Origin of the sequence: Yersinia rohdei ATCC 43380 (assembly GCF_000173775.1) — a bacterium.
Classification (GTDB): domain Bacteria; phylum Pseudomonadota; class Gammaproteobacteria; order Enterobacterales; family Enterobacteriaceae; genus Yersinia; species Yersinia rohdei.
This window is the reverse complement of the sequence record NZ_ACCD01000009.1, coordinates 36,029-60,396: the sequence shown is the minus strand read 5'-3', so window position 1 is coordinate 60,396 and position 24,368 is coordinate 36,029. Positions and strand designations below refer to the sequence as shown.

Genomic DNA, 24,368 nt, shown 5'->3' with positions numbered 1-24,368 from the left:
TTAAAGGTATGCAAGGCGTCTGTGATATTATCTGACGCTATAAAATAAACACAAAATTGGAGCGAAGGGATGGGTGTTTTCGGGGTTAATGACAGCTTACTTTGGGGGGCTAACGTATGAAAGTCACACTGCCTGATTTTCGCCGCGCCGGTGTATTAGTTGTCGGTGATGTTATGTTAGACCGCTATTGGTATGGCCCAACCAGCCGAATTTCACCAGAAGCGCCAGTGCCGGTTGTCAAAGTCGATACCATCGAAGAACGCCCCGGTGGCGCTGCGAACGTTGCGATGAATATCGCTTCCCTTGGCGCAATTTCCCGTCTTGTCGGCTTGACCGGTATTGATGATGCCGCGCGCGCTCTAACCAGCAAGCTGAATGAAGTCCAGGTGCGCTGTGATTTTGTTTCGGTGCCAACTCACCCAACCATTACCAAATTGCGGGTGCTTTCTCGAAACCAACAGCTGATCCGTCTGGATTTTGAAGAAGGTTTTGATGGGGTTGACCCTCAGCCTATTTTTGAGCGTATTCAACAAGCGCTACCACAAATTGGCGCATTGGTACTGTCTGATTACGCCAAAGGTGCGTTGAGCTGCGTACAACCGATGATCCAACTGGCGCGTAAAGCAAAAGTTCCGGTACTTATCGATCCTAAAGGCAGCGATTTTGAACGTTATCGCGGCGCAACTCTGCTAACACCTAATTTATCTGAATTTGAAGCCGTGGTCGGCCACTGTAAAAATGAAGAAGAATTGGTGAGCCGTGGGATGAGGCTGGTGGCAGATTTTGAGCTTTCAGCGTTGCTGGTGACCCGCTCTGAACAAGGGATGACTTTGCTACAACCGGGCAAGCCACCGTTACATTTACCGACTCAAGCACAAGAAGTGTTTGATGTAACCGGTGCCGGTGACACGGTTATTGGGGTGCTGGCGGCGGCATTGGCGGCAGGTAACACCCTTGAAGAATCCTGCTTCCTCGCGAATGCAGCAGCCGGTGTGGTGGTGGGTAAGTTAGGCACCTCGACGGTGTCGCCAATTGAGCTGGAAAATGCTATCCGTGGCCGTGCTGAAACCGGTTTCGGCGTGATGGATGAGCAGCAACTGAAAAAAGCAGTTGCGCAGGCCCGGCAGCGCGGCGAAAAAGTCGTGATGACCAATGGCATCTTCGACATTCTCCATGCGGGTCATGTTTCCTACTTAGCCAATGCCCGCAAACTGGGTGACCGGCTGATTGTGGCAGTTAACAGCGATGCTTCCACTAAACGATTGAAAGGCGAAAAACGCCCGGTAAATCCATTGGATCAACGCATGATTGTCTTAGGTGCACTGGAAGCCGTAGATTGGGTCGTGCCCTTTGAAGAAGACACTCCACAGCGCTTAATTGCTGATATTTTACCGGATTTACTGGTGAAAGGCGGCGATTATAAGCCAGATGAAATTGCCGGTAGCGCCGAAGTTTGGGCCGCAGGTGGGGAGGTTAAAGTGCTGAATTTTGAAGATGGTGTTTCCACCACCAATATTATTCAGTCAATCAAGAATGGCCGTGGCTAAACCAGCGTTAATATTATTAACCCTAAATTAATAGGTATCCCCAAATTAATAGGTATCCCCAAATTAATTGGCGTTGTAAATAGGCAGCAAACGAGTGAATCCCGATGAGCTGACTCAGGTCAGTGATTTGGGTGAGAGAGCGCAGCTAACACCGCTGCAAGGTCAATTAAGAAGGGGATTGGGTGGGACTAAAACAGGAGTTAAGCCTGGCGCAGGGTGTCGGGTTGCTATCCACCTCACTGCTGGGAACTGGCGTCTTTGCTGTTCCCGCGTTGGCGGCCATGCTGGCAGGTGATGCCAGTTTGTGGGCTTGGCCGATATTGATTGTATTGGTTTTTCCCATCGCGATTGCTTTTGCTGCTTTAGGCCGTCATTTCCCCAGTGCGGGTGGTGCGGCTCATTTTGTCACAATGGCCTTTGGCCCGAAATTGGGGAAGGTCACTGGCTGGCTATTCTTATCTGTCATTCCGGTTGGTTTACCCGCGGCACTCCAAATCGCTGCCGGTTTTTGGCAGGCGACTTTCGGTTGGAGTGATAGCGGGCTGTTGATGGTGCAGTTGGCCACTTTGCTGGTTATCTGGGTGTTGGGAACCCGCAGTGCGGGCTCCAGTGCTAATGTCCAAACCTTGATTGCATTGCTGGTCATCGCGCTAGTGGTGGCTATTTGGTGGCAGGGTGACATTCATCCATCACAGATCCCCTGGCCTGAGGTGCAAGACATTTCCTTGCCTAATATGTTCGGCGCGCTGGCTGTGATGTTCTGGTGCTTTGTCGGGCTGGAGGCTTTTGCCCATCTGGCAACAGAATTCCGTCATCCTGAACGTGATTTTCCGCGCGCCCTGATGGTCGGGTTATTGGTTGCAGGTGCCGTTTACTGGGGATGTACCGTGGCGGTGCTGCATTTTCATGCTTATGGTGAACAGCAGGCTGCTGCGGCCTCATTACCCGGTATTGTGGTGCAGCTGTTTGGCGCACATGCACTGTGGATTGCCTGCATTATTGGCTATTTAGCCTGTTTTGCCAGTGTTAATATTTATACCCAAAGCTTCGCCCGCATGGTGTGGTCACAGGCTCAAGTGCGCCCGGAAAGTAAGCTGGCACAGTTGTCCGCCGGGAAAACCCCGGTTAATGCACTTACCGTGGTGGTCGGTAGCTGTCTGGCCTTTACGTTGCTGATTTACTGGCTTTCTCTGCCCTTAGACCTGCTGATTGTTTATGCTAATGGTATTTTCGTACTGATTTATTTGTTGTGTATGCTGGCAGGAATTCGTTTGTTGAGAGGGCGTTCGCGGGTGATGTCAGTGACTGGCAGTATCCTGTGTTGTGTATTGTTGGTAATGATTGGCTGGAAAAGTTTATACGCCTTACTGATGTTTTCTCTGCTATGGATACTGATATCCCGCATGCGGGCACAGGTCATTCCGTCATAAGCCTATACTGAGGGCGCTACAGGAGCGCCCTGATTATCAGTGATAGCCTCTCACCATTTATTACTCGCCAGCTTGTTCATCACTCGCAGCAGCCGTACTGTTGAATTTGGCTTCCAGTTCGCCCATCCGTTGTTCCAGCAAAGCTAACTTTTCTCTGGTACGCAGCAAGACCTGAGTTTGTACGTCGAACTCTTCACGATTAACCAAATCCAGACGGGTTAACTGCGCTTGCAGTACCAGTCGGATTTTCTTTTCGACGTCGTCCCCGAATTCGCGAATACCTTTCGGCATGGACTCATGCACCTGGCGGGCGATTTGTTCAATTTTTTTCGGGTCAATCATGTCGTTTCCCTAATTAGATGTGTATTTACCTCCTCTAGTGTAATGCCAGATGCAAATTGTATAAACCTCCACACATCACCATTTTGGGAATTGCTCCAACCAATCAATGGAGTTATAGTTGTACGGCTTATTCTCAGGGCGGGGTGCAAGTCCCCACCGGCGGTAAATTGTGTTACGGCATTTCTGTGTCGTGGTGCAAAAGCCCGCGAGCGCTCACCTTGTTTCTCTTGTTGAAGAGAATCAAAGTAGGGGTCAGCAGATCCGGTGTAATTCCGGGGCCGACGGTTATAGTCCGGATGGGAGAGAGTAACGGTATCTGCTGGGCTTAAAAGCTCGCTTGCGTTATTTCGGCTATTTCTATTTTTAGATGAAAATGGCCTTTTACTCCTCAAGACCGCCCTGATTCTGGTAATCCATAATTTTAATGAGGTTTTTTACCATGAATCAGACCCTTCTATCAGATTTTGGCACGCCTGTTGAGCGTGTAGAACGTGCTGTTGACGCGCTGCGTCATGGCCGTGGCGTAATGGTATTGGATGACGAAAGTCGTGAAAACGAAGGTGACATCGTTTTTGCAGCTGAAACCATGACTGTTGAGCAAATGGCTCTTACCATCCGTCATGGTAGTGGCATTGTGTGTCTGTGTATTACTGACGAACGCCGCCAACAGCTTGATTTGCCAATGATGGTGACTCATAACTCCAGCCAGTTCCAAACTGCATTTACCGTGACAATTGAAGCGGCGAAAGGCGTAACAACCGGGGTTTCAGCTGCTGACCGTTTGACGACTATCCGCGCTGCAATTGCTGATAACGCGAAACCTGCTGATCTTAATCGCCCAGGCCATGTATTCCCGCTGCGCGGTCAGCCGGGTGGCGTGTTAACACGCCGTGGTCATACCGAAGCATCTATTGATTTGGCAACATTGGCGGGTTACAAACCTGCGGGTGTGCTGTGTGAATTGACCAATGACGATGGCACTATGGCACATGCGCCAGAAGTTATTGAATTCGCGAAATTACATAATATGCCAGTTGTGACGATTGATGATTTGGCTGAGTATCTCCAGGCACATGCCAAAAAAGCCAGCTGATTTCTGATGGCAATATCAACGGATATTGCCTATAGATAATTTGGCTTAGACACTGGGTTGCTATTATTCTCTTGAATATGAACAACCCAGCTATTTTTACCATCACGGCATTTCAATTGCTCTTTCCCTGCTCAAATTTCCCCTTCAAATTTATTGAATATCTTCATCACTGTTATCCGGCTGTGTAATGAAAAAAAAGCGCGTAATGTAATGCTTATAGTCAGCGCAGAGGTTTTGAGCCGCCATAGCTCATCCGCGCTACTCTTTTTCTTAACAGTAAGGATTGTCTATGAACACCTCTCGTATGCCTGCACTGTTTCTCGGCCACGGTAGCCCGATGAACGTGCTGGAAGAAAACAGTTACACCCAGGCATGGCGTGCGTTGGGTGAGTCATTACCACGTCCTAAAGCTATTCTGATGGTGTCTGCCCACTGGTACACTCGTGGAACAGCAGTAACCGCCATGGAGCAACCTCGGACTATCCATGATTTTGGTGGCTTTCCACAGGCGTTATTTGATACGCAATATCCTGCTCCGGGTTCACCATCACTGGCAGCACAAATTCAGCAATTACTGGCACCTATCGCCGTGCGGGCTGATACCAGTGAATGGGGACTAGATCATGGGAGCTGGGGAGTATTAATTAAAATGTATCCTGAGGCAGATATTCCTGTGGTGCAACTGAGTATCGATGGCACCCAACCGGCGGAATATCACTATGAGTTAGGCCGTAAATTGGCAGTGCTGCGTGAGCAGGGGGTGATGATTATCGCCAGCGGTAACGTGGTGCATAACTTGCGGATGGTGAGATGGCAGGGCGATACAAGCCCGTATCCTTGGGCTGAATCTTTCAACCAGTTTGTGAAAGATAATATTATTTATCAAGGTGATAACCACCCATTAGTCAACTTTATGCAGCATGAAGGGGCGGCGTTGTCCAACCCATCGCCTGAACATTATTTGCCATTACTGTATGTATTGGGAAGCTGGGATGGCGTGGAGCCAATTTCGATTGCAACTGATGGGATTGAGATGGGGTCGTTAAGTATGCTGTCAGTGCAAATCGGCTAAATACCCTTAGCGTTATAGTTGTTATTAGCGGTAAGAGAATAATGACTCACAAAGCTAAGCCGAGGGGAAGGTGCCGGATAGGTACTATTTGTTTTAAAAGACAAGTGAAGTAAGCCAGTGCTCAGGTGCTCGATTCCGAGTTTACCTAAAAATTAAGGGAAGGCGGTTGCCTTCCCTTATTTAATCCGCGGTCTTACCCCAAAATGATATGTGGGTAAAAACGTGAAAGATCTTGGGTTATCAATTCTTTATCTTCACGCAAACCGATACCGCAAGGTTGATCGTTAACCAGCCAACTGCCAATTAACGTGTAGCTATCGCCAAATTTAGGCAATGGGTGGAATTGCTGAACAATCATGCCTTCCTCGCCGTATGGCCCGTCGACTCGAGCAACCTCTTTACCGTTTTCTACTATCTGAATATTGGCACCTTCGCGTGAGAATAACGGCTTGGTGACATAATGATCCATAGCGGGATGGTCATCTTCAGCAAAATAAGCAGGTAACAGGTTAGGGTGATTTGGGAACATTTCCCACAGCAGTGGTAGCAATGCTTTATTGGAGATAATGCTCTTCCAGGCCGGTTCCAGCCAACGTACGCCAGCATCTTCCAGCTTAGTGGAGAACATTTCGCGGAACATAAATTCCCACGGGTAGAGTTTGAACAAGTTACTGATAACGTGGTTATCGAGGTCGGTAAATTGCCCTTTTTCCCCTAAGCCTATCTCTTCCATAAACATGAATTCAGTCGGCAGACCAGCTTCCAGTGCGCAATCTTGCAGATATTGCACTGTGCCGCGATCTTCTTCGCTATCCTGACAGCAGGCCAGATGCAGCAAACTAAAGCCGTGGTTATCACGCAAGTCAACAAAGCGCTCAATCAGCTTTTCTTGCATGCTGTTGTATTGGTCTGAATCTTGGCTCAAATTGCCCGCGTTGACCTGGTCTTCCAACCATAACCATTGGAAAAAGGCGGCTTCATACAATGAAGTTGGGGTATCTGCATTGTTTTCCAGCAATTTTGCTGGATTGACACCGTCATAAGCCAGATCAAGACGAGAATAAAGCGATGGCTGGTTGGTTCGCCATGAGCTACGGACAAAATCCCAGCAATGCTTTGGAATGCGGAATTTAGCCATTAGCTGGTCACTATTTACTACTTTTTCAACCACTTGCAGGCACATCTGATGCAGTTCTGCGGTGGTGTCTTCCAGCTCTTCAATTTGTGCCAGTGTGAATTCATAATAGGCATCTTCGCACCAGTACGGCTCGCCATACATGGTGTGAAAACGAAAACCAAATTCAGTGGCTTTTTCGCGCTAGTCCGGGCGTTCGCTAATCGCTAAACGTTTCATTAATCAGACCTTAGCCACCCATGCTGCGCGTGCTGGTTTTAGAAGATGTTGCTGCACTACGCTGCATAGTAGATTGTTTTGCCACAGACTCACCAAAACCGCCACGGGTGATGGTATTGGTTACTGCGGGTTTGGGTGCCATTGCGGTTTTCGGTACCGTCATGGTGCGCCCAGTGGTCGCTGAACCGAAGTTTTTGCCGGTTGCATCGACAAACTTGCCATTCGCTGGGCTATTGGGTGCTTTAGAGGTGAATAATGGCTGACTTGCTCCGCCGCCCATCATTCGGCCCATCATATAACCTGCCATTAATGGCATCCACATACTGCCGCTTTGTTGTGGTGCAGCGGCTGCGGTTTCACTCGTAGATGAAGAGGTGGGTACCATGCCCGCTTGCGCTGGTGCCTGAGTACACTGTGACTCACCAAATTCAGCAACGCAGTCTTCACGGGTTGCATATTTAGGGGCTGTTTTAGCCGCTTCCTGCAAAGCCGTATTGTAAGCCGTGGTGCATTCCGCGCTCTTTGACGGATTCGCTTGAGAGCAGTCATCTGCATTTTGGTACAAAGAGACTGTTTCATCAGTTTTTTCGCAGCCAGCTAGCATAAATACGGCACTGACAGCTAAAGCAACTGGCGCGAGGCGGTAAGTGCGCCAGGATTTACGAAAAGTCTCTTGATGGATGTTTTGAGTCCGTTTCATCGTTATTTGTCTCTTTTCTGGGCATTGAATGCCCTTTATCCCAGTAAGTGCCCTAAGAATAGGGGAAATGTGTATGAAATTAAAGCGTGAGGGGCAGTGAGCGGCAGACTTTACAAAGCTATACGAAATGATGCGGGCAACCTCGCTTTTTTCATGGGCGAAAAATGCTTGGTCGCAAAAAAAGAGGCGTAAAAAAATAAGCCGGACACAGCTTAATACTGTGCCCGGCGGAGGCAAACCAATAAGAATTAGTTGCGGAATGGATTACCATTACGTGCAGCGGCTGGAGCCGCTGTCGTCGGTTGGCTAACCGGGGTGACACGTGGTGCCGACTGAGCGTTATCGCCATCAGCGTAGGCATTTTGGGTGGCATTATCCGGTGCCAGAGCTGTCGCTGAGGTTGGTACTGGTTTATCCAATACGCCATTCAGTTCCATCAGGTCGTTCATGTTCAACGTACCCAAAGCGGATTTTATATTTAACTGATTAATCAGATAGTTATAACGCGCGTTGGCGAGTTGTTGTTTGGACTGATACAAGTTGGTTGTCGCAGTCAACACATCCAGAATGGTACGAGTACCGACCTGATAACCGGCTTCCATTGCATCCAATGAGCTTTGGTTGGAAATAACCACCTGCTCATAAGCCTTAATACTGCTGATTGAGGCTGAGATATTATTGAATGAGGAACGTACCGTCTGCACCACACTGCGATGAGCGCTTTCCAACTGCTCGCTGGCTCCGACGAAGTTATACTGGGCTTGTTTCACCGTAGAATTCGTCGCGCCACCGCTGTATAGCGGTAAGCTCAGTTGCACGCCAATTCTGTTCTGACCTGCATCATTGTTGACTTGCTGAGTGCTTGGGGTGCCACCACTGTAACGAGTATTAGTGACTGAAGATGATGCAGTCAAATCGATGGTTGGCATATAACCCGTTTCTGCTGATTTAATTTGCTCACGTGCCAAATCTTGGCTCAAACGGGCAGAAAGCAAAGAAAGGTTACGTTTTTCAGCATCTTTCAACAGGTTATTAACGGCTTGCGGGCGTTCGGTTTTTAAGCGGTCAACATTCAGTGACGCCAGCTCTGGGTAATAAACACCGGTAATTTGACGCAGATTTTCCAGCGCGTTATCCAGGTTGTTGCGGGCCGTAACTTCATCCGCTAACACGGTATCGTAGCTGGCACGGGCGTTCTGCACGTCAGTAATCGCCACTAAACCCACATTAAAACGTTGAGTTGTTTGGTCTAACTGGCGATAGACAGATTGCTTCTGCGCTTCTGTATAAGACAGCGTATCAATGGCGTTCAGTACGGCAAAATAAGCAGTTGCAGTGTTCAGGATCAGCGCTTGCTCGCTAGTTTGGAACGTAACATCCTGAATACCAGCGGCTTTTTCTTGTAAAGTCAGTGCGCGCCATTTCGACATATCGAAAATGGTTTGGGTCAGTTGTAATGAACCTGACGTCGCATTGCTATCCGGGTTGTCAGAAGCATCACGGAAACCATTGGTATGGGTGTAACCCGCACCTAAACCAAGCTGTGGTAGCAGTGGGCTGCGAGCTTCATTAATTTTTTCATATGCAGCATCGCGATCAGCCGCGGATTTGCGCAAATCCGGGTTACTATCCCTGGCTTGTTTATAAACTTGCAGCAAGTTCTCTGCCTGGCTCATGGTACTGAAACCAGCCAGACTCAGCCCGATAAGAAGGGGGAGCAGTTTCTTCATTTGCAGTCCTTGTTGTGCAGCAGTTGTGCGGCAATATTATTATGGTAGCTGTCGATAGACGAATTGTTGCCGATTCTATCAGAGTCTGCCAATGGGATAAGGTGGCTGATTGTGCCATCTTGCCTAAATTTACTTAAATCTATCACAAACCTAAACGAGTATTCAGACAACTCATCTGGATCTATCCATGTTTATCGCCATCATCAGTCAAGATGTTGGGGTCTTTGTTGCGATTAATACTCAGCCCATCCATAAGGCTCGCCCAGTAGCGCCTAAATTTGCTCCCGGCAGACGGGTTACCCAATCTCTTATCAAATCCTTGCTATCAGTCTGTGTTTATAAAACCGCTACTATTATTTGTTCGCAAGCTCATTTCTATCTATTAGCTGATATTTATCAACTAATGATACCTGCTATTTTAAAATCTGGTAGCTTGCGTTAAGTCTGTCAGGATATGGCGCGAAGTCCATGACGTGGTGATACTTTTAATAAAAAAGCATGAAGAATAAAAGTATAATTGCCCAGTTACCGACCTTATGTGGTGTCATTTGGGTGTCATCAAAAATCACAAATTAGGCGAGATACTTCAATAAGGAGAATTTTATGACCTCAAAACAACCCTCACCGGTGACTTTCGACAAGAATGATGTGGAAATTATCGCACGTGAAACCTTATACCGTGGTTTTTTTTCACTGAATTTATACCGGTTTCGCCATCGTCTGTTTGACGGCAAAATGAGTGGGGAAGTCAAACGCGAAATTTTCGAGCGCGGCCATGCCGCCGTGTTATTGGCATATGACCCGGTGCGAGATGAAGTGGTGCTGGTGGAGCAATTGCGGATTGCCGCCATTGACAGCAGCCCGTCGCCTTGGTTATTAGAGATGATAGCCGGGATGATAGAAGAGGGCGAAAGTGTCGAGGACGTTGCGCGTCGTGAAGCCGTGGAAGAAGCGGGAATTCATATTGGCCGCTGCAAACCGGTGCTCAGCTATTTAGCCAGCCCGGGGGGTACCAGTGAGCGCTTGTCCATCATGGTGGGTGAAGTTGATGCAACCACCGCCAAAGGTATTCATGGTCTGGCCGACGAAAACGAAGATATTCGGGTGCATGTTGTCAGCCGTGAACAAGCTTGTCGTTGGGTTGACGAAGGTGCTATTGATAACGCAGCTTCAATCATTGCATTACAATGGTTGGCGCTGCACCATCAATCCTTGAGAGCAGAATGGCAGTCGTAAAAAGCGAGTATAATAATGGGCAAAGGCTACACACCTGATTTTCCTGAGATGATGCGGGTATGCGAAATGAATTTCGCGCAATTGTGTCGTTTGATACCACGTGTTGATGAAGTGGGCGAAAATGTGGCTTATCAGGTTAATGGCGCAAGTTATCGACTGACAATTATTGAATCGACCCGCTACACTTCGGTAGTAGAGATTGTGCAAACAGCCCCTGTACTGAGTCACTGGAGCCTGCCGTCTATGGCGGTGCGGATTTATCATGATGCGAAGGTCGCGGAAGTGTGTGCAAGTCAGCAGATCTCCTACTTCAAAGCAAGTTATGATTATCCTAATAAAAAGTTGCATCAGCGGGACGAAAAGCATCAAATTAACCAGTTTCTTGCTGACTGGTTGCGCTATTGTTTAGTGCATGGAGCAGTGGCAGTTCCGGTTTGTTAGACAGACTTATAGCCTGACCTACAGCGGGTAAAGATACCTGATAAATAGGGTAGGAAAGGGTACAAAAACAAGGACACCATTTGGAAAGCCTGTTTAAACTGCCTATGGCGAGTGGGGCCAGGGTCAGAATTTTACAAATAACAGATACCCATCTCTTCGCGGGCGAGCATGAGACTCTGCTGGGTGTGAATACGTCTCGCAGTTATCGCGCGGTGTTGGATGCGATCATTGCGGAGCAGCATCCCTTTGATCTTATTGTGGCAACCGGTGATTTGGCTCAGGACCATTCTGTCGCTGCTTATAAAAATTTTGCAGAGGGTATCTCACGTCTATCTGCCCCTTGCGTATGGCTCCCAGGTAATCATGATTTCCAACCTGCGATGGTCGATGCTTTAGCCGATGCTGGCATTGCGCCGTCAAAGCAAGTTTTGGTCGGTGAAAACTGGCAAATTCTGTTATTAGACAGTCAGGTTTTCGGTGTTCCTTATGGTGAGCTGAGTGAGCATCAGTTGGAGTGGATGGAACGTTGCCTGGTGGCACATCCAGAACGCTACACACTGGTGTTATTGCATCATCATCCAATGCCTTCTGGCTGTACTTGGCTTGACCAGCACAGTTTGCGTAATGCGCATATGCTGGCGGCGGTGCTGACGCGCTATCCGCACGTGACGACATTACTGTGCGGCCATATCCATCAGGATTTGGATCTCGACTGGTATGGTAAGCGCTTGCTCGCCAGCCCTTCTACTTGTGTGCAGTTCAAACCGCACTGTACTAACTTCACACTAGATACTGTGGCACCGGGATGGCGCTACCTCGATTTACTGCCTAATGGAAGACTTGAAACTGAAGTGCGTCGGTTAGCCAGTAATGAGTTTTGCCCGGACATGGACTCGGATGGTTATTGATGAGTACGCTTCTATATATTCACGGATTTAATAGTTCTCCAAGCTCGGCCAAAGCGACCACTTTTAAAAGCTGGTTGCACCACCACCACCCTCATATTGAAATGCTGATACCACAATTACCGCCTTATCCGGCAGAAGCCGCAGAAATGCTGGAAAGCATCGTGATGGATAAAGCCGGGCAATCCATTGGTATTGTTGGCTCTTCCCTTGGTGGTTATTTTGCGACCTGGCTTTCCCAGCGCTTTAGTATTCCGGCGGTGGTAGTTAACCCGGCAGTGCGGCCCTTTGAGCTGCTCAGCGATTATTTGGGGGAAAATGAGAACCCCTACACCGGGCAACAATATGTGTTAGAGTCTCGACATATTTACGATCTGAAAGCCATGCAGATTGAAAAGTTGGAATCACCGGATTTGCTCTGGTTATTGCAACAAACCGGGGATGAAATCCTCGATTACCGCCAAGCGGTGGCCTATTACACCCCTTGCCGGCAAACAGTAGAATCAGGTGGAAATCATGCCTTTGTTGGCTTTGATCATTATTTCTCCCCGATTGTAACTTTTTTAGGGCTAGCCACAGCTTGACCTCTGGCAGTTTAAGCATCACCCGCGCCAATAAATTGAGTCGCTTTGTGACTCGCGTGGGTATTGTATCGCAGGCTGTTATGGCCTGTCGGGTATGTCTAGCCTTCCAACCATTAGCCGAAAATCAACCATGACTGAATCCAGCTATAACGCTGATGCCATTGAAGTACTCAGCGGTTTAGAACCAGTGCGTCGTCGTCCGGGAATGTACACGGATACCACGCGGCCAAACCACCTTGGTCAAGAGGTGATTGATAACAGTGTCGATGAGGCGCTGGCAGGACATGCTCGCCGCATCGACGTTATTCTGCACGCCGATCAATCACTGGAGGTGATTGATGATGGCCGTGGGATGCCGGTTGATATCCATCCAGAAGAAGGCGTTCCTGCGGTTGAACTGATTTTGTGTCGTTTGCATGCAGGCGGCAAATTCTCTAATAAAAGCTATCAGTTTTCTGGTGGTTTGCACGGCGTAGGGATTTCAGTTGTTAACGCCTTATCCAAGCGGGTAGAAGTCACGGTGCGCCGCGATAGCCAAATCTACAGCATCGCCTTCGAAAATGGCGATAAAGTGCAGGATTTACAGGTTATTGGTACTTGTGGGAAACGCAATACGGGTACCAGCGTGCATTTCTGGCCGGATGTTTCTTTCTTCGACAGCCCGCGTTTCTCGGTATCCCGATTGTCGCATTTGTTAAAAGCGAAAGCGGTACTGTGCCCTGGCGTCGAAATTATCTTTAAAGATAAGGTGAATAATACTGAGCAGCGTTGGTGTTATGCCGACGGCCTGACTGATTATCTGATGGAAGCCGTTAATGGCTGGGTTACCTTGCCAGAAGATCCCTTTGTGGGATCGTTTGCCGGTGATACCGAAGCGATTGACTGGGCGCTATTATGGCTGCCGGAAGGGGGCGAGCTGCTGACTGAAAGCTACGTCAACTTGATCCCGACCATGCAGGGCGGCACCCATGTAAATGGGTTACGTCAGGGCTTGCTGGATGCCATGCGCGATTTTTGCGAATACCGCAATATTCTGCCGCGCGGCGTCAAGCTCTCGGCTGATGATATCTGGGAACGCTGTGCTTACGTGTTGTCAGTAAAAATGCAGGATCCGCAATTTGCGGGGCAGACGAAAGAGCGACTTTCCTCACGTCAATGTGCTGCCTTTGTGTCCGGTGTGGTAAAAGACGCTTTCAGCCTGTGGCTGAATCAGAATGTGCAAGCGGCCGAACAGTTGGCTGAACTGGCGATTTCCAGCGCCCAACGGCGAATGCGTGCGGCGAAGAAAGTGGTACGTAAAAAACTGACCAGCGGCCCAGCATTACCCGGCAAGCTGGCGGACTGTACTTCGCAGGATTTGAGCATGACGGAACTGTTTCTGGTGGAAGGGGATTCCGCTGGGGGTTCTGCCAAGCAAGCTCGTGACCGAGAATATCAGGCGATCATGCCGCTGAAAGGTAAGATCCTCAACACGTGGGAAGTCTCTTCAGATGAAGTGCTCGCCTCGCAGGAAGTCCATGATATTTCAGTGGCGATTGGTATTGATCCCGACAGCGAAGACCTGAGCCAATTACGTTACGGTAAAATTTGTATCCTGGCGGATGCGGACTCCGATGGCTTGCATATTGCGACTTTGCTGTGCGCCCTGTTTGTCCGTCACTTCCGTGCTTTAGTTCGCAACGGGCACGTCTATGTAGCAATGCCGCCGCTGTATCGTATTGATTTGGGTAAAGAAGTGTTTTATGCACTGGATGAAGAAGAGAAAGCCGGTGTTTTGGAACAACTGAAACGCAAACGCGGTAAGCCAAATGTTCAGCGCTTTAAAGGGCTGGGTGAAATGAACCCGTTGCAGTTACGTGAAACAACCTTGGATCCGAACACGCGGCGTTTGGTGCAGTTGACCATCGGTGATGATGACATTGATAAGACGATGGCAATGATGGATATGCTGCTGGCGAAGAAGCGCTCCGAAGATCGCCGCAATTGGCTGCAAGAGAAAGGGGATACCGCTGAAATCGAGGTCTGATCGATGAAAGTGACGTTAGAAGAGTTGCAGGCTTTTACCTCGGTAGTTGACTGCGGCTCTATTACTGCGGCGGCGGAGCAGCGGGGTCAAACCACGTCGGGTATCAGCCGTGCATTAAGCCGGCTGGAGCAAAAGCTGGCGACGACATTGCTGCGCCGCACCACTCGGCGATTGGAACTCACAGAAGAGGGCGAGTTGTTTCTCGGCCATGCGCGGCAGATCCTCGGTGCTGTCGATGATGCTGAAGAACAAATTGCTCTGCGGCAACTGAAGCCCGCAGGGCGGCTGCGGGTGAATGCAGCCGCGCCTTTTATGCAGCATGTCATTGTGCCGATGATTACCGGTTTCCGGGCGTTATATCCGCAGATTATTCTTGAGCTGAATACCGATGATCTAAACATCGATTTACTTGAGCAACGCACGGATATTGCTATTCGCATCGGCGCGCTACGTGACTCAACTATTCATGCGCGTTTGCTGGGAGCCAGCCGGGTGCGCATCCTTGCCAGCCCCGATTATCTGCAACGCCACGGCACCCCCCAGACTATTGATGAGCTGGCAAATCACAGCCTATTGGGGTTCACCCAGCCAGAATTTCTCAATCAGTGGTCGTTGCCCCATTTACCCGGCGGGCGCTCGTCAATTACCCCTAATCTGGCCGCATCCAGCGGTGAAACCCTGCGGTTACTGGCTTTACAAGGCGAGGGGATCGTCGAATTATCTGATTTTATGACCCGAGAAGATCAACTTGCGGGGCGTTTAGTTGAGGTGATGGCCAGCCAAACATTGGAAACCTGGCAGCCAATTAATGCGGTTTATTATCGTAATACTCAGCTTGCAGCTCGAATTACCTGTTTCCTGGATTATGTCAGTGAACAGATTAAGGGGAGTGATTGGCTTAAGTAATCGCCCTTAACTCCCCTGTAATTTCAAGCAAGTGGACTAAGCGTTATCAAGAATATGAATGCTTACGCCCAGTACATCATCTTTAATCACTTCACGATGCTGATGCATGTGTTCCATTTGCAAATGTAGCTCCAAATGGTGAACACTCTGCCACTTTTCCAACATGAAAATAGAGTCCGGCGAGTTTTTTTGCCAATCAAGTTGAGTCGGTACATCAATCATCGGTGCATAGCCGCCACAACCTTCTTCTGCCAGTACCGCCGGTCGCAACTTTTCTATAGCTTGCAACACGGTTTGGCGGCGTCCCGGTTTCACTTTTATTTCTGCAAAAACAGTAATCATCATTCACTCAACTTATGTCATGCCCAACTTGGGTCGGGGAAATTAAACCGTCTGGCTGTTAAAATTTTCAGCCAGATGCTGACGGTAGCGATTAATATCGCCCTCAATATCAGGTTGTTTAATCACATCGTTACACATAAATGTTGGCAATGGTTCCATCCCAAGGAATTGGTTGGCTTTATGGAAATGCAGATAAACACCGTCAACGCCAACACCCTCGAAGAACTGGTTTGGGTCATTAAAGGCTTCGAGTGGCGCATTCCAAGTCACTGAAAGCATATATTTTTTACCCTGAATCAAACCACCAGAACCATAGCCTTTAGTCGCGTCAGAGCGGGTACGACCATCACTTTGATACAGACGACCATGGCCATAGGTGAAGACTTCATCGATATATTTTTTCAAAATCCAAGGTTCGCCCATCCACCAACCTGGCATTTGATAAATCACGGTGTCGGCCCACAGATAATTTTCAATTTCACTTTCAATATCATAGCCTTGGTCAACCGTGGTTATTTTAACCTGATGGCCATTTTCTTGTAGATACTCGGCAGCTACATTAGTGAGAGTGAGATTTAGCGCCCCTTTAGAGTGCGCAAATTCTTTCATTGCGTTAATAATTAATACGTTGCTCATTGATATAATCCTTCTGAAGCGGGGGGCTTGAAACTGCCCAACCCGGAATGCTGAGTATGCTAACGGTTTCGCCGCCAGAGAAAAATACGCAATAATGCATAACACTGTTGCTGAATAAGCAACAAAAAGGATGAATTAAGGCGATGAACATTTTTTTACTGGGATAGGGGAGAAATATCCCTGCTAAGGATGAAAGGTTGAGATTATCTGTGGGTTGTGACAGTGGCCCCGCAGATGAGGTACTATCGCGGACAGAAATCGATAATAAACTTGCGGTGCCGATCTTGACGTACAGTGATCGCCTCCAGAGTCTGAGGATAATTGAGTAATGAGTGATTTGACTCATGACGGTGCAGAGCGCCTACCGCTGCACACCTTTACTGAAAACGCCTATCTGAATTATTCCATGTACGTCATCATGGATCGGGCGTTGCCGTTTATCGGCGATGGTTTGAAACCCGTACAGCGGCGCATTGTTTACGCGATGTCCGAACTGGGGCTGAACAATAGCGCAAAATTCAAAAAATCTGCTCGTACCGTGGGTGATGTGCTGGGTAAATACCATCCACATGGCGACAGTGCCTGCTATGAAGCTATGGTATTGATGGCGCAGCCTTTTTCTTACCGCTATCCCTTAGTTGATGGGCAAGGGAACTGGGGCGCGCCGGATGACCCTAAATCCTTTGCGGCGATGCGTTATACCGAATCTCGTTTATCTAAATATGCCGACGTGCTGCTGGGTGAATTGGGGCAGGGAACAGTAGATTGGACGCCAAACTTTGACGGAACCATGCAGGAGCCGAAAACGCTACCTGCGCGGTTACCCAACATCCTGCTCAATGGGACTACTGGGATTGCCGTGGGGATGGCAACCGATATTCCACCGCATAATGTGCGCGAAATTGCACAAGCGGTAATTGCACTTATTGATAAACCTGCAACATCGCTGGATGAGTTGCTGGAGTTTGTGCAGGGGCCAGATTTCCCGACCGAAGCAGAAATCATTACTCCGCGTGATGATATTCGGAAGATTTACCAGAATGGCCGCGGCTCAGTGCGCATGCGGGCTTTGTGGAAGAAAGAAGATGGCAGCGCTGTCATCACCGCATTACCGCATCAGGTTTCTGGTGCTAAAGTGCTGGAACAGATTGCCAGCCAAATGCGCGCTAAAAAATTGCCGATGGTTGAGGATTTACGCGATGAATCTGACCATGAAAACCCTACTCGTCTGGTAATTGTTCCGCGCACTAATCGCGTCGATTTAGATCAAGTGATGAACCACCTGTTCGCCACTACCGATCTGGAAAGAAGCTATCGCATTAACATGAATATGATTGGCTTGGATCATCGGCCATCAGTGAAAGGGTTGTTGGAAATTCTGACCGAGTGGCTGGTTTTCCGCCGCCAAACAGTGCGTAATCGCCTGAATTATCGTCTGGAAAAAGTACTCAAGCGGTTGCATATTTTAGAAGGCTTATTGATTGCCTTCCTAAATATTGATGAAGTTATTCATATCATCCGCACCGAAGATGAACCCAAGCCGCTGCTGATGCAGCACTTCGCGATTTCTGAAACTCAAGCTGAAGCTATCCTCGAGCTGAAACTCCGCCACTTAGCCAAGTTGGAAGAGGTCAAAATTCGTGGGGAGCAAGATGAGCTGGCTAAAGAACGCGATCAGTTACAGGCATTATTGGCATCAGAACGTAAACTCAACACGTTGCTTAAAAAAGAAATTCAAGCCGATGCCGCCGCTTATGGTGACGATCGCCGCTCACCACTGAAAGAGCGCGCTGAAGCCAAGGCCATGAGTGACCATGACATCGTGCCTTCTGAGCCAGTAACGATTGTCTTGTCTGAAATGGGCTGGGTGCGTAGCGCCAAAGGTCATGATATTGACCCGACGGGCTTAAATTATAAAGCGGGCGACAGTTTCCGTGCCGCCGCCAGGGGCATGAGCAACCAGCCGGTGGTCTTTATTGACTCGACCGGGCGTAGTTACGCGCTAGACCCACTGACCCTGCCATCTGCTCGTGGTCAAGGGGAGCCGCTGACCGGTAAGTTAACACCGCCGCCGGGGGCCACTATTGAACAGGTCTTGATGGCACCGGAGCATCAAAAACTCTTGATGGCATCAGATGCAGGTTATGGTTTTGTTTGTACTTTCAATGATTTGATTGCTAAAAACCGTGCCGGTAAGACGATGATTACCTTGCCGGAAAATGCCAAAGCGCTGCCGCCGCTGGAAATTTATGGGCCGGATGACATGCTGTTATCCATTACAGCAGCTGGCCGTATGTTGATGTTCCCAGTTGCAGATTTACCTGAATTATCAAAAGGTAAGGGTAATAAGATAGTCTCAATCCCTGCCCCGGATGCGGCGGCGGGTAAAGATCGTCTGGTATGGCTGTTTGTTTTACCTCCTCAAACATCTATTACACTTCATTTCGGTAAACGTAAGCTAACCTTACGGCCAGAAGATTTGCAGAAATTCCGTGCCGAACGTGGTCGGAAAGGTTCGCCACTGCCCCGTGGATTGCAACGTATTGATCGTGTTGATGTTGATGCCCCAGAACGGGCAGAACCACTAGACAGCGAAGAGTAATATTCAACGTAATTAGGGTTGCGGCGAATAAATGTAACAGGCGGTGCGCGCATTTTGCGTGCGCTGTCGCGTAACATCATGATGGTAAGGAATCTTGGCGGTATTTTGCTTGGAAGCCGTTATACTAGCGCCGATTACGTGTCTATAAGTAAGTGTTTAAGAGGTTGTTATGTTATTAATTTTGCGCACTGTACTGGCTGTTTTATATTGTGTCCTAGTGTGTGTATTTGGCTCGATTTATTGCCTGTTTCGTCCACGAAATCCGCGTAATCTCGCGACGTTTGCCCATCTTTTTGGCCGGATGTCCGTGCTGTTTGGGATTACGGTAGAACAGCGAATTCCGGCAGAAGCTGCGAATTACGGGACTTGCATCTATATTGCTAACCATCAGAATAATTACGATATGGTCACCATGTCGAATGTGGTGCAGTCCGGTACCGTCACTGTTGGTAAAAAGAGTTTGCTGTGGGTGCCTTTATTTGGCCCATTATATTGGCTGACCGGCAACCTGTTGATTGACCGCGATAACCGCGCCAAAGCGCATGGGACTATCGCTCAAGTAGTTGAGCAGGTTAAAAAAAGAAATGTATCTATCTGGATGTTCCCAGAAGGAACTCGTAGCCGTGGACGTGGTTTGCTGCCCTTTAAGACCGGTGCTTTCCATGCTGCCATCGCCGCTGGCGTGCCCATTGTGCCAATCTGTGTTTCCAGCACTAACAACATCAACCTAAACCGTTGGTCGAATGGCAAAGTCATTGTAGAAATCATGCCGCCAGTGGATACCACCGGCTATGGCAAAGATCGCGTGCGCGAGTTGTCGGAACATTGCCGCAATTTGATGCTGGCTAAAATTGAGCAGCTCGATGCGGAGATTGCCCAGCAGGCACAGCAAACCGCCACGGAAAAGTAAGTTATACCCGGCCTCTTTCACTGTGTAAAAGTGCTGGCGGCGATACTAGCCCAACTCATGAGTGAGTCCGGTGCAGGGGTTTCACCCTGTGGGCGAGTACTGGGGCGGTTCAAGTAGGTTCCTGACCAATGTGTTATTCAGTTGCCGCCCAACTTGGGTGGGAATGGCTATGTTGGTGCCTACCACCCAATTATTTTTGCGCTGATTATTTGGCCTGAAGTAAATTTTGGATTTTCATTTAAACGACTCTGGTCGTGAGCGTTTTGCCGTCCTTCAGCGTTATTCGCAGTCAGGCAAAATTTTGCAGTAAGTTTGATTGTGATTTTCACGGAGAAGATATGTCATTCAGTCGTCGCCAGTTCATTCAGGCTGCGGGTTTAGCGCTAGGCGCTGGCTCGCTGCCATTGAGGGCACAGGCTAATAGTACCCAACAACCCTCATTACCTGTTCCCCCCTTATTGGAGTCTCGCCGCGGTCAGCCGCTGTTTTTGACTTTGCAACGGGCACATTGGGCATTCAGTGGCGGGCAAAAAGCAGCTGTATGGGGCATTAACGGAAGGTATTTGGGCCCGACAGTCCGGGTTTTTAGTGGCGATGACGTTAAGCTAATTTACAGCAACCGTTTGACTGAACCGGTATCCATGACCATCAGCGGCTTGCAAGTCCCAGGTACGTTGATGGGCGGTGCGGCGCGCATGATTTCTCCTGGCGTTGACTGGTCTCCGGTATTACCTGTACGGCAACCTGCCGCCACCTGTTGGTATCATGCCAACACGCCTAATCGCATGGCACCTCATGTCTATAACGGGTTGGCTGGTATGTGGCTGGTGGAAGATGAAATCAGCAAAGCGATGCCGCTTCCGAGCCATTATGGTGTTGATGATTTTCCGATTATTATTCAGGATAAACGGCTGGATAACTTTGGTGTTCCGGAATATGACCCACCTGCTAAAGGCGGCTTTATCGGGGATACCTTGCTGGTTAACGGCGCCCAAAGCCCATTTGTTGAAGTTTCCCGTGGTTGGGTGCGGTTACGTTTATTGAATGCTTCCAATGCTCGCCGCTATACCTTACAACTTAGTGATGGTCGTCCGCTGCATGTGGTCGCCAGTGACCAGGGCTTCCTGCCGGCACCTGTCGCGGTACAGCAGCTCTCGTTAGCACCGGGTGAACGGCGTGAAGTGGTGATTGACATGTCACAGGGGAGCGAGGTCTCCATTACGGCGGGTGAATCAGCCGGGATTATGGATCGCCTGCGCGGGTTATTTGAACCCTCAAGTATCTTGATTTCTACCCTGGTTCTGACATTAAAACCCACAGGTTTATTACCTTTGGTCACCGACAATCTGCCAATGCGCTTGCTGTCTGACCAGATTCTGGACGGCAGTGTAGTGCGCACCCGCGAGTTCCGTTTGGGGGATGATTTGCCCGGCATCAATGGTGTTATCTGGGATATGAGCCGGGTGGATGCCCAAGCCCAGCAAGGGACTTGGGAACGTTGGACAATACATGCCGATATGCCACAAGCATTTCATATTCAAGGTGTTTCATTCTTGGTGAAGAATGTGAATGGCGCACCGGCGATGGCAGAAGATCGTGGCTGGAAAGATACCGTCTGGGTTGATGGTAATGTGGAGTTACTGGTGTATTTCAATCAGGTTTCTTCCGAGCATTTCCCCTTCTTGTTCCACAGCCAGACTCTGGAGATGGCGGATCGTGGGTCAGCCGGGCAGTTGGTGACACAGGCAGCACAGACGATAGGTTAAGGTTTTGGCTAACATAAATTAGCGAAGGTTTGGGCTATCATAAATAGCGCAGTAGGTTTGGATTAATATATATTCTGTGCCCCTGTTCTCCGCCGCTTAAACCGAGCTGGAGGGCAGGCCGGCCCACCTTTATCTGCGGCGGGTGAGAAATATTGCCCTGCGGGTAAGTCTTCTGCATTTTATGGGCGTTACGAGCCATTGCTCAGGTATTTTTGCCCTAATGCGGAGTTCCCTCCAGGAGTCATGTGCGACTCCTTCGGCGGTGGAGGCATTGGAGATATGGCCATTGCTAATCTTATCTCAAACGAACCTAACCCCCGGCTCCACATTCAAAATAGATATCCTTCCTCTTTTCATGGATAAATGCGTATAATCGCCGCCCGGTGATGATTTCTTAACCCGAACCACCTCAACTTTTCACAATTCAAAGAGTGTTGCCATGAGTGCCAGCCTGATCCAGCCAGAGCGTGACCTGTTTTCTTATCAGCCTTATTGGGCTGAATGCTATGGCACTGCGCCATTTTTACCGATGTCTCGCGCAGAAATGGACATATTAGGCTGGGATAGCTGTGACATTATTGTCGTCACTGGCGATGCCTATGTAGACCATCCAAGCTTTGGGATGGCAATTATTGGCCGCATGTTAGAGGCTCAGGGCTTCCGTGTGGGAATTATTGCTCAGCCAGATTGGACAAATAAAGACGATTTTATGCGCTTGGGTGAACCGAATCTATTCTTCGGGGTTACCGCTGGCAATATGGACTCGATGATCAACCGCTATACCGCAGATCGAAAGTTGCGTCATGATGATGCTTACACACCGGATAATGAAGGCGGTAAGCGGCCAGACCGAGCCACGTTGGTGTACAGCCAGCGCTGCAAGGAGGCCTACAGCCATGTACCGGTATTGCTCGGCGGTATTGAAGCCAGCTTACGGCGCATTGCTCATTATGATTATTGGTCAGATACCGTGCGCCGCTCGGTTATCGTTGATGCCAAAGCGGACATGCTGGTGTATGGCAATGGTGAACGGCCTTTGGTGGAAGTGGCGCACCGCCTGGCAAATGGCGAGAAAATCGCTGATATTCAAGATGTTCGCAATACTGTCGTGATGCGTAAGACCGCATTGCCTGGCTGGAGTGGTGTAGATTCAACTCGTCTGGATAAACCGGGCCGTATTGAAGCTATCCCTAATCCGTATGGCGAAGATTTGCCCTGTGCGACGGACAGTATTCCGGAACCGGAAGCCAAGCCGATCACCGTGCAAGCAGCTAAACCAAAGCCGTGGGAAAAAACGTATGTTTTGCTGCCATCCTATGAAAAAGTGAAAGCAGACAAAGTGTTATATGCCCATACCTCACGGATTTTGCATCATGAAACTAACCCCGGTTGTGCGCGGGCTTTGATGCAAAAACATGGCGATCGCTATATCTGGATCAACCCACCGGCTATTCCGCTTAGTACCGAAGAAATGGACAGTGTCTTTGCGCTCCCTTACCAGCGCGTGCCACACCCATCCTATGGAAAATCACCCATTCCTGCCTATGATATGATTCGCTTCTCAATCAATATCATGCGCGGCTGTTATGGCGGCTGCTCATTCTGTTCAATTACTGAACACGAAGGGCGGATTATTCAGAGCCGCTCAGAAGACTCAATTATTCGTGAAATTGAAGAAATTCGCGACAAAGTCCCTGGCTTTACCGGCATTATCTCTGATCTTGGTGGCCCAACGGCTAACATGTATATGCTGCGTTGTCAGTCACCACGGGCTGAGCAAACTTGTCGCCGCGCGTCTTGTGTTTATCCTGAAATTTGCCAGCATATGGATACTAACCATCAGCCGACTATTTCTCTGTATCGGCGGGCGCGTGATCTGAAAGGGATCAAAAAGATCCTGATTGCATCAGGGGTTCGTTACGATCTGGCTGTGGAAGATCCGCGTTATATCAAGGAATTAGCCAGCCACCATGTGGGCGGCTATTTGAAAATTGCACCGGAACATACTGAGGAAGGGCCACTTTCCAAAATGATGAAACCGGGGATGGGCAGCTATCAGCGCTTTAAAGAGCTGTTTGATACCTATTCCAAGCAGGCGGGTAAAGAGCAATATCTGATCCCGTATTTCATCTCCGCGCATCCGGGGACGGAAGATAAAGATATGGTTAATTTGGCTCTTTGGTTGAAGAAAAACCGCTTCCGTTTGGATCAGGTGCAAAACTTCTATCCATCCCCAATGGCTAACTCCACTACCATGTATTACACCGGTAAGAACCCGCTGGGGAAAGTGGATTATAAGAGTGAGGATGTTGTTGTGCCGAAAGGCGATCGCCAACGGCGGTTGCATAAGGCCATGCTGCGTTACCATGATCCGGCTAACTGGCCGCTGATTCGCACGACATTAGAAGAGATGGGTCTGCAACATTTAATTGGCAGTCGCCGTGAATGTTTGGTTCCGGCTGCAACGTTGGAAGAGCAACGTGAAGCGCGCCGCGCCTATCGCCAGCATACTCCGGCACTGACTAAGCACACGTCAATTACTCGCCAACGCCAGCCAGGTGGGCAAGTCAATGCAGCGCCTGCGGTGAAAGTGGCTACGAGTAAAAAAGGGCCGGCAGCTACTGGCTCATCAGTGCTTAAGTCATCAGGTAATCAGCAGGGTAAAAGCAAAACCGGCACTAATAGCGCGCCGGTCAATAAGCCCTCAGGTGCTACCCGAGGGAAAGCAAAACAGCATTAATCTGGC

20 protein-coding genes, 1 pseudogene and 1 riboswitch are annotated in these 24,368 nt (G+C 49.1%); of the genes and pseudogenes, 15 read left to right on the top strand and 6 right to left on the bottom strand.

Annotation, left to right across the window (positions count from 1 at the left end; translation table 11 throughout):
• The first annotated feature begins 116 nt into the window (after nucleotides 1-116).
• Nucleotides 117-1,547, top strand: a complete 1,431-nt coding sequence (gene hldE / locus YROHD0001_RS09755; protein ID WP_004714511.1) for a bifunctional D-glycero-beta-D-manno-heptose-7-phosphate kinase/D-glycero-beta-D-manno-heptose 1-phosphate adenylyltransferase HldE — start codon at nucleotides 117-119, stop codon at nucleotides 1,545-1,547.
• Between the two features lie 182 nt (nucleotides 1,548-1,729).
• Nucleotides 1,730-2,977: an L-methionine/branched-chain amino acid transporter gene (gene yjeH / locus YROHD0001_RS09760; protein WP_004714510.1), complete on the top strand. Its 1,248-nt coding sequence runs from the start codon at nucleotides 1,730-1,732 to the stop codon at nucleotides 2,975-2,977.
• 60 nt (nucleotides 2,978-3,037) lie between these two features.
• On the opposite strand, the gene ubiK is transcribed toward yjeH, so the two are convergent.
• Complete coding sequence (gene ubiK / locus YROHD0001_RS09765) at nucleotides 3,038-3,319, bottom strand: ubiquinone biosynthesis accessory factor UbiK (RefSeq protein WP_004714509.1); 282 nt, start codon at nucleotides 3,317-3,319, stop codon at nucleotides 3,038-3,040.
• A gap of 125 nt (nucleotides 3,320-3,444) precedes the next feature.
• Nucleotides 3,445-3,631, top strand: a riboswitch (FMN riboswitch).
• 127 nt (nucleotides 3,632-3,758) lie between these two features.
• On the opposite strand from ubiK, the gene ribB reads away from it, so the two are divergent.
• Complete coding sequence (ribB, locus tag YROHD0001_RS09770) at nucleotides 3,759-4,412, top strand: 3,4-dihydroxy-2-butanone-4-phosphate synthase (protein ID WP_004714508.1); 654 nt, start codon at nucleotides 3,759-3,761, stop codon at nucleotides 4,410-4,412.
• 289 nt (nucleotides 4,413-4,701) lie between these two features.
• Nucleotides 4,702-5,484 carry a 4,5-DOPA-extradiol-dioxygenase gene (gene ygiD / locus YROHD0001_RS09775; protein WP_032816777.1) on the top strand — a complete coding sequence of 261 codons (783 nt, stop codon included), beginning with the start codon at nucleotides 4,702-4,704 and terminating at the stop codon, nucleotides 5,482-5,484.
• 193 nt (nucleotides 5,485-5,677) lie between these two features.
• Here the strand turns inward: ygiD and YROHD0001_RS19295 are convergent.
• The 3 genes and pseudogenes from YROHD0001_RS19295 to tolC all read right to left on the bottom strand — a co-directional run bounded on the left by YROHD0001_RS19295 (nucleotide 5,678) and on the right by tolC (nucleotide 9,268).
• Nucleotides 5,678-6,838, bottom strand: a pseudogene (locus tag YROHD0001_RS19295) (glutathionylspermidine synthase family protein).
• Between the two features lie 10 nt (nucleotides 6,839-6,848).
• Nucleotides 6,849-7,538, bottom strand: coding sequence for a DUF1190 family protein (locus YROHD0001_RS09785; RefSeq protein ID WP_004714505.1), 690 nt, complete (start codon nucleotides 7,536-7,538; stop codon nucleotides 6,849-6,851).
• Nucleotides 7,539-7,786: 248 nt separating this feature from the next.
• Entirely contained in the window at nucleotides 7,787-9,268 is a 1,482-nt protein-coding gene (tolC, locus tag YROHD0001_RS09790; protein ID WP_004714504.1) for an outer membrane channel protein TolC, read from the bottom strand.
• Between the two features lie 187 nt (nucleotides 9,269-9,455).
• On the opposite strand from tolC, the gene YROHD0001_RS09795 reads away from it, so the two are divergent.
• From YROHD0001_RS09795 to YROHD0001_RS09825, 7 genes are all read left to right on the top strand, one after another.
• On the top strand, nucleotides 9,456-9,710 hold the full coding sequence (locus YROHD0001_RS09795; protein ID WP_004714502.1) for a hypothetical protein: 255 nt from the start codon (nucleotides 9,456-9,458) through the stop codon (nucleotides 9,708-9,710).
• Nucleotides 9,711-9,871: 161 nt separating this feature from the next.
• The gene (gene nudF / locus YROHD0001_RS09800; protein ID WP_004714501.1) at nucleotides 9,872-10,504 is read left to right on the top strand and encodes an ADP-ribose diphosphatase; all 633 of its coding nucleotides are present in this window, start codon (nucleotides 9,872-9,874) and stop codon (nucleotides 10,502-10,504) included.
• A 15-nt stretch (nucleotides 10,505-10,519) separates the two neighbouring features.
• Nucleotides 10,520-10,945, top strand: a complete 426-nt coding sequence (locus tag YROHD0001_RS09805; RefSeq protein WP_004714500.1) for a DUF1249 family protein — start codon at nucleotides 10,520-10,522, stop codon at nucleotides 10,943-10,945.
• Nucleotides 10,946-11,025: 80 nt separating this feature from the next.
• Nucleotides 11,026-11,853 (top strand): 3',5'-cyclic-AMP phosphodiesterase, encoded by an 828-nt coding sequence (gene cpdA, locus YROHD0001_RS09810; protein WP_004714499.1) that lies wholly within the window; start codon nucleotides 11,026-11,028, stop codon nucleotides 11,851-11,853.
• Nucleotides 11,853-12,434 (top strand): esterase YqiA, encoded by a 582-nt coding sequence (gene yqiA, locus YROHD0001_RS09815; RefSeq protein WP_032816776.1) that lies wholly within the window; start codon nucleotides 11,853-11,855, stop codon nucleotides 12,432-12,434. Before cpdA ends, yqiA begins: the two co-directional genes overlap by 1 nt.
• Nucleotides 12,435-12,564: 130 nt before the next feature.
• Nucleotides 12,565-14,460, top strand: coding sequence for a DNA topoisomerase IV subunit B (gene parE, locus YROHD0001_RS09820; protein ID WP_004714497.1), 1,896 nt, complete (start codon nucleotides 12,565-12,567; stop codon nucleotides 14,458-14,460).
• 3 nt (nucleotides 14,461-14,463) lie between these two features.
• Nucleotides 14,464-15,366: a LysR family transcriptional regulator gene (locus tag YROHD0001_RS09825; protein ID WP_004714496.1), complete on the top strand. Its 903-nt coding sequence runs from the start codon at nucleotides 14,464-14,466 to the stop codon at nucleotides 15,364-15,366.
• A gap of 36 nt (nucleotides 15,367-15,402) precedes the next feature.
• Here the strand turns inward: YROHD0001_RS09825 and YROHD0001_RS09830 are convergent, their stop codons facing one another.
• Together YROHD0001_RS09830 and YROHD0001_RS09835 are read right to left on the bottom strand one after the other, a co-directional pair.
• Nucleotides 15,403-15,708: a putative quinol monooxygenase gene (locus YROHD0001_RS09830; RefSeq protein ID WP_032816774.1), complete on the bottom strand. Its 306-nt coding sequence runs from the start codon at nucleotides 15,706-15,708 to the stop codon at nucleotides 15,403-15,405.
• 42 nt (nucleotides 15,709-15,750) lie between these two features.
• Nucleotides 15,751-16,344 (bottom strand): NAD(P)H-dependent oxidoreductase, encoded by a 594-nt coding sequence (locus YROHD0001_RS09835; protein ID WP_032816773.1) that lies wholly within the window; start codon nucleotides 16,342-16,344, stop codon nucleotides 15,751-15,753.
• Nucleotides 16,345-16,672: 328 nt separating this feature from the next.
• On the opposite strand from YROHD0001_RS09835, the gene parC reads away from it, so the two are divergent.
• The 4 genes from parC (at nucleotide 16,673) to YROHD0001_RS09855 (ending at nucleotide 24,362) form a co-directional block, all read left to right on the top strand.
• Nucleotides 16,673-18,946 (top strand): DNA topoisomerase IV subunit A, encoded by a 2,274-nt coding sequence (gene parC / locus YROHD0001_RS09840; protein WP_004714492.1) that lies wholly within the window; start codon nucleotides 16,673-16,675, stop codon nucleotides 18,944-18,946.
• 169 nt (nucleotides 18,947-19,115) lie between these two features.
• Nucleotides 19,116-19,856 (top strand): 1-acylglycerol-3-phosphate O-acyltransferase, encoded by a 741-nt coding sequence (locus YROHD0001_RS09845; RefSeq protein ID WP_032816771.1) that lies wholly within the window; start codon nucleotides 19,116-19,118, stop codon nucleotides 19,854-19,856.
• Between the two features lie 338 nt (nucleotides 19,857-20,194).
• Complete coding sequence (gene ftsP, locus YROHD0001_RS09850) at nucleotides 20,195-21,622, top strand: cell division protein FtsP (protein WP_004714489.1); 1,428 nt, start codon at nucleotides 20,195-20,197, stop codon at nucleotides 21,620-21,622.
• 439 nt (nucleotides 21,623-22,061) lie between these two features.
• Nucleotides 22,062-24,362, top strand: a complete 2,301-nt coding sequence (locus YROHD0001_RS09855; RefSeq protein ID WP_004714488.1) for a YgiQ family radical SAM protein — start codon at nucleotides 22,062-22,064, stop codon at nucleotides 24,360-24,362.
• Nucleotides 24,363-24,368: the final 6 nt, after the last annotated feature.